1 protein-coding gene is annotated in these 7,430 nt (G+C 43.7%); it reads left to right on the top strand.

From position 1 onward, the window contains the following. The coding region (locus MJQ71_RS20760) for a beta strand repeat-containing protein (protein ID WP_238808867.1) at nucleotides 1–7,430 on the top strand (7,430 nt) is incomplete at both ends.

Raw genomic sequence — 7,430 nt, 5'->3', positions numbered from 1 at the left:
AGCAACAGCGAATAATTTAGTAGCAGGAACATACACAGTAACAGTAACGGATGCAAATGCTTGTACAGCGACCGCGACAGTAACGATTACGCAACCAAGCCGTTTAACAGCGAGTGCAGTAGGTGTAAATGTAAAATGTTATGGCGGCAATGATGGTAGTGCAACGGTCACAGCAAATGGTGGTACAACAGCTTACAGTTATGCCTGGAGTCCAAGTGGTGGCACAGGTGCAACAGCGAATAATTTAACAGCAGGAACATATACCGTAACAGTAACGGATGCAAATGCCTGTACAGCAACAGCGACAGTAACGATCACGCAACCGACGAAATTAACAGCGAGTGCGGTGGGCGTAAATGTAAAATGTTATGGCGGCAATGATGGCAGTGCAACGGTGACAGCGAATGGTGGAACAACAGCTTACAGTTATGCATGGAGTCCAAGTGGTGGCACGTCAGCAACAGCGAACAATTTAGTAGCAGGCACTTATACAGTAACGGTAACGGATGCAAATGCCTGTACAGCGACCGCGACAGTAACGATTACGCAACCGACGAAATTAACAGCGAGTGCAGTAGGGGTAAATGTTAAATGTTATGGCGGCAATGATGGCAGTGCAATAGTAACAGCAAATGGCGGAACAACAGCTTACAGTTATGCATGGAGTCCAAGTGGCGGCACGTCAGCAACAGCGAATAATTTAGTAGCAGGAACATACACAGTAACAGTAACGGATGCAAATGCTTGTACAGCGACCGCGACAGTAACGATTACGCAACCAAGCCGTTTAACAGCGAGTGCAGTAGGTGTAAATGTAAAATGTTATGGCGGCAATGATGGTAGTGCAACGGTCACAGCAAATGGTGGTACAACAGCTTACAGTTATGCCTGGAGTCCAAGTGGTGGCACAGGTGCAACAGCGAATAATTTAACAGCAGGAACATACACAGTAACAGTAACGGATGCAAATGCCTGTACAGCAACAGCGACAGTAACGATCACGCAACCGACGAAATTAACAGCGAGTGCGGTGGGCGTAAATGTAAAATGTTATGGCGGCAATGATGGCAGTGCAACGGTGACAGCGAATGGTGGGACAACAGCTTACAGTTATGCATGGAGTCCAAGTGGTGGCACGTCAGCAACAGCGAATAATTTAACAGCAGGAACTTATACAGTAACGGTAACGGATGCAAATGCCTGTACAGCGACCGCGACAGTAACGATTACGCAACCGACGAAATTAACAGCGAGTGCGGTAGGGGTAAATGTAAAATGTTATGGTGGCAATGATGGCAGTGCAACGGTCACAGCGAATGGTGGTACAACAGCTTACAGTTATGCATGGAGTCCAAGTGGTGGCACGTCAGCAACAGCGAATAATTTAGTAGCAGGAACTTATACAGTAACGGTAACGGATGCAAATGCTTGTACAGCAACTGCAACAGTAACGATTACACAACCGACGAAATTAACAGCGAGTGCGGTGGGTGTAAATGTTAAATGTTATGGCGGCAACGATGGCAGTGCAACGGTGACTGCAAATGGCGGTACAACAGCTTACAGTTATGCCTGGAGTCCAAGTGGTGGCACGTCAGCAACAGCGAATAATTTAGTAGCAGGCACTTATACCGTAACGGTAACAGATGCAAATGCTTGTACAGCGACCGCAACAGTAACGATTACGCAACCGACTGTATTAACATTAACATCTTCACAAGATGATGTGAAATGCTTTGGTGGAAATGATGGAAAAGTAACATTAACCGCAGGTGGTGGTACCGTTACTTATTCATATAGCAAAGATGGAACAAACTTCCAAGCATCAAATATTTTCAATGATTTATTGGCAGGTACTTATACTTTTACAGTAAAAGATTACAACGGTTGTACTAAAACTACAAGTGTAATAATTACTCAACCAGATGCTTTAACATTAGTTGGTTCGCCAGTTGATGTGAAATGTTATGGAGGAAATGACGGTAGTGTAACATTAACTGCTACAGGAGGTAAAACAACTTATTCTTATAGCAAAGATGGTGCAAACTTCCAATCATCAAATGTGTTCAACAATTTATTGGCAGGTACTTATACTTTTACAGTAAAAGATGCAAATAATTGTCTTAAAACTACAAGTGTAACAATTACTCAACCAGACCCGCTTACATTATCAGGAATTGCAACCGATGTAAAATGTAATGACGAAAATAACGGTTCAATAACACTAACGGCTACTGGCGGTAAAACAACTTATACTTACAGTAAAGATGGAACAAACTTCCAATCTAGTAATGTATTTGGAAACCTAACAGCTGGAGTTTATACATTAACTGTTAAAGATGCAAATAACTGTATCAAAACGACAGTTGTTGAAGTAAAACAACCAGACAAGCTTTTAGCGACTCCATCTCATACAGATGTAACTTGTTATGGAGGCAACGATGGTTCTGCAACTGTAAATGTTGTTGGTGGAAAAACACCATATACTTACAAATGGAATACTGGTGCAACCGTATCTACAATATCAAACTTGATTGCAGGTACATACTCAGTTGAAGTAACTGACGCCAATGGTTGTAAAGTTTCGGTAACAGGAATTGTGGTTAACCAACCAGCACAGTTAGTACCGACTATCAGTAGTAATTCGCCAGTTTGTGAAGGAGCAACAATCCAATTAAACTCAAGTGGCGGTGTAACGTATTCTTGGAACGGACCAAATGGATTTGCTTCAACATTACAAAATCCAACTATCTTATCAGCAACTGCTGCTGCCCAAGGTACATACAGCGTAACTGTAACAGATAGTAAAGGATGCGTTGGTACTACAGCAACAGTTGTAACAGTAAAAGTTTTAGATAAAATAATTTCTTCAAATGTTAATGTTTGCGAAGGTCAAAATCTGACTTTAACAGCTCCAGATTTTGGTGTTGGTGCAACGTATTCTTGGACAGGACCAAACGCATTTGCACAAGCAAGCAGAATAGCCACCATAAATGCAGTAACATTAGCGGCTGAAGGAACTTACACAATAACAGTTACGAAAGACTATTGTACAACAGCTGGAATAGTTGTGGTTGATGTAAAAGAAAAACCAACACCACCTACTATCAGCATTGATGGGCCAACAACAATTTGTGAAAACGGTTCAGTAGTGCTAAAAGCTTCAGCTTGTACAGGTGGAACAATAGTTTGGTCAACATTAGCAACAGGAAGTACCATATCGGTAACTGCTGAAGGAACATACACAGCTATTTGTAAAGTAGGTGATTGTTCAAGTGGAAATTCAAATTCAGTAGTAGTAACAAGAGGTTCAACTCCAGTTGCTCCAACTATTACAAGTAACAAAACAATCTGTTGTGACGGTGAATCAGCAATATTAACTGCCAACGGATGCACAGGAAGAATTTCATGGAGTACAGGTGCTACAACAAGTACAATTGAAGTTACAACGTCAGCAATTTATACGGCAACTTGTAGCAATAGTTGTGGACAAAGTTCAGCATCGAATACGATAGAAATACATACAGGCGTTACACCAACAACACCAACAATTACAGCTAACAAATTGACAATTTGCGGAACAGAAACGGCAACATTGACAGCAACAGGTTGTAATGGAACGGTTGTTTGGAGTACAAGTGCTACAGGTACAATAATTAATGTAACTGCAGGCACATATTCGGCAAGATGTGAGACAATTTGCGGAATAAGCCCTAAATCAAATGAAATCATTATCAAAATTGGTGATAAACCAAACCCTCCAACTGTAACTGCTTCTAAAACAACCATTTGTGATGCCGAAACGGCAACTTTAACCGCAGCAGGTTGTGCAGGAAGTGTTCTTTGGAGCAATGGTTCAACAGGGTCATCAATTATTGTTAATCAAAGTGGAGCTTACACAGCAACATGTACAACCGATTGTGGTACAAGCGTATCAAGTGGAAGTATTAATATCGAAAAAGGTACATCTCCATCTGCCCCAATAATTTCAACAGATAAAACGATTTGTTGTAATGGTGAAACGGCAACATTAACAGCAAGCGGATGTACAACTGGAACAATAACTTGGAATGTATTAGGAGCAACGGGTAGCACTTTACAAGTAACTACATCGGGGTCTTATTCTGCAACTTGTACAAATATTTGTGGAACAAGTACATCTTCAATTCCAGTTATTATCCGAACAGGTGTTACCCCAACTACCCCAACAATTACTGCCAATAAATTAACGATTTGTGGCACAGAAACGGCAATATTAACGGCAACTGGTTGTAATGGAACCGTGAAATGGAATACAACAGCAACAGGTACTAGTATCACAGTAAGTGTTGCAGGAACATACGCAGCCGTTTGTGAAACGATTTGTGGAGTAAGTCCAAGTTCAAATGTCATAGAAATTAAGCGTGGAAATGCTCCTTCAGCACCTATTGTTAAAGCAGATAAAACAGCCATTTGTAGCGGTGAATCAGCGACATTAACAGCGACAGGTTGTGAGGGTACGCTCGCATGGAGTAATGGAGAATCAACATCGACAATCACAGTAACTACGCCAGCAACATATACCGTAACATGTACGAATATTTGTGGTACTAGTGGTAGCAGTATTGAGGTTGTGATTGAAAGAAAAAATCCGCCATCGGCCCCAATCGTAGTATCAGATAAGACGATATGTTGTGATGGAGAGAAAGCGAGATTAACCGCGAGTGGATGTGTAGGCACCTTGAGTTGGAATGTATCAGGGGGAAGTGGTAGTGTATTAGAAGTGACGACGTCGGGCACATATACAGCAACGTGTAGCAATAGTTGTGGCAGTAGCAGTTCATCGAATGCAATAATTATCAGAGTAGGAGTTAGTCCAACGACGCCAGTGATAACAAGTACTAAGACAGTATTGTGTGGAACAGAGACAGCGACGTTGAGTGCGACAGGCTGTGCAGGCACAGTTAAGTGGAGCAATACCTCAACAGGTACAAGCATCACAGTAGGTGTAGCAGGCACATACACAGCGACCTGTACAAACAGTTGTGGCGAGAGTGGTAATTCAAATCCAATCGTAATTACGACAGGCAGTACGCCAGTGGCCCCAGTCATCAGCACGACTAAGAACAGCTTGTGTAATGGCGAGACAGCGACGTTGAGTGCAACAGGTTGTGCAGGGACAGTTAAGTGGAGCAATACATCAACAGGTACAAGCATCATAGTAAGCACCGCAGGCACATATACAGCGACCTGTACAAACAGTTGTGGCGAGAGTGGTAATTCAAACCCAATCGTAATCACGACAGGCAGTACTCCATCGGCCCCAATCGTAGTATCAGATAAGACGATATGTTGTGATGGAGAGAAAGCGAGATTAACCGCGAGTGGATGTGTAGGCCTCTTGAGTTGGAATGTATCAGGGGGAAGTGGTAGTGTATTAGAAGTGACGACGTCGGGCACATATACAGCAACGTGTAGCAATAGTTGTGGCAGTAGCAGTTCATCGAATGCAATAATTATTAGAGTAGGAGTTAGTCCAACGACGCCAGTAATAACAAGTACTAAGACGGTATTGTGTGGAACAGAGACAGCGACGTTAATTGCGACAGGTTGCAATGGTACGGTTAAGTGGAGCAATACATCAGTAGGGACGAGCATCACGGTGAGTGTAGCAGGCACATACACAGCAGTATGTGAGACGATTTGTGGCGAGAGTGGTAATTCAAACCCAATAGTAATCACGACAGGCAGTACGCCAGTGGCACCATTGATTAGTACTACTAAGAACAGTTTGTGTAATGGCGAGACAGCGACGTTGAGTGCAACAGGATGTGCAGGCACGGTTAAGTGGAGCAACACATCAACAGGTACAAGCATCACAGTAAGCACCTCGGGCACATACACAGCGACCTGTACAAACAGTTGTGGCGAGAGTGGTAATTCAAATCCAATAGTAATTACGACAGGTAGTACACCATCGGCCCCAGTCATCAGCACGACGAAGAACAGTTTGTGTAATGGAGAAAGTGCGACGTTGAGTGCGACAGGATGTGCAGGCACGGTTAAATGGAGCAATACATCGACAGGCACAAGCATCACGGTAAGCACCGCAGGCACATATACAGCGACTTGTACAAACAGTTGTGGCGAGAGTGTAAATTCAAATCCAATCGTAATCACGACAGGCAGTACACCATCGGCCCCAGTTATCAGCACGACTAAGAACAGTTTGTGTAATGGCGAGACAGCGACGTTGAGTGCAACAGGTTGTGCAGGGACAGTTAAGTGGAGCAATACATCAGTAGGGACAAGCATCACAGTAAGCACCGCAGGTACATACACAGCGACCTGTACAAACAGTTGTGGCGAGAGTGGTAATTCAAATCCAATCGTAATCACGACAGGCAGTACGCCAGTGGCCCCAGTCATCAGCACGACTAAGAACAGCTTGTGTAATGGAGAAAGTGCGACGTTGAGTGCAACAGGATGTGCAGGTACGGTTAAGTGGAGCAATACCTCAACAGGTACAAGCATCACAGTAAGCACCGCAGGCACATATACAGCGACCTGTACAAACAGTTGTGGCGAGAGTGGTAATTCAAATCCAATCGTAATGACGACAGGCAGTACGCCATCGGCCCCAATCGTAGTATCAGATAAGACGATATGTTGTGATGGTGAGAAAGCGAGATTAACCGCGAGTGGATGTGTAGGCCTCTTGAGTTGGAATGTATCAGGGGGAAGTGGTAGTGTATTAGAAGTGACGACGTCGGGCACATATACAGCAACGTGTAGCAATAGTTGTGGCAGTAGCAGTTCATCGAATGCAATAATTATTAGAGTAGGAGTTAGTCCAACGACGCCAGTAACAACAAGTACTAAGACGATATTGTGTGGAACAGAGACAGCGACGTTAATTGCGACAGGTTGCAATGGCACGGTTAAGTGGAGCAATACATCAGTAGGGACGAGCATGACAGTGAGTGTAGCAGGCACATACACAGCAGTATGTGAGACGATTTGTGGGGAGAGTGGTAATTCAAATCCAATCGTAATCACGACAGGCAGTACACCAGTGGCACCAGTTATCAGCAGCAACAAGAATAGCTTGTGTAATGGTGAAACAGCAACATTAAGTGCGACAGGATGTGCAGGCACGGTTAAGTGGAGCAATACTTCGACAGGCACAAGCATCACAGTAAGCACCGCAGGCACATATACAGCGACCTGTACAAACAGTTGTGGCGAAAGTGGTAACAGTAATTCAGTAGTAATCACGACAGGCAGTACGCCAGTGGCACCAGTCATCAGCAGCAACAAGAATAGCTTGTGTAATGGCGAAATAGCAACATTAAGTGCAACAGGATGTGCAGGCACAGTTAAGTGGAGCAATACTTCAACAGGTACAAGCATCACAGTAAGCACCGCAGGCACATATACAGCGACCTGTA

It is taken from the genome of Emticicia aquatica (genome assembly GCF_923079645.1).
Taxonomy (GTDB): domain Bacteria; phylum Bacteroidota; class Bacteroidia; order Cytophagales; family Spirosomataceae; genus Emticicia; species Emticicia aquatica.
The sequence above is the reverse complement of the archived record's forward strand: the minus strand, read 5'-3'. Positions and strand labels throughout refer to the sequence as shown.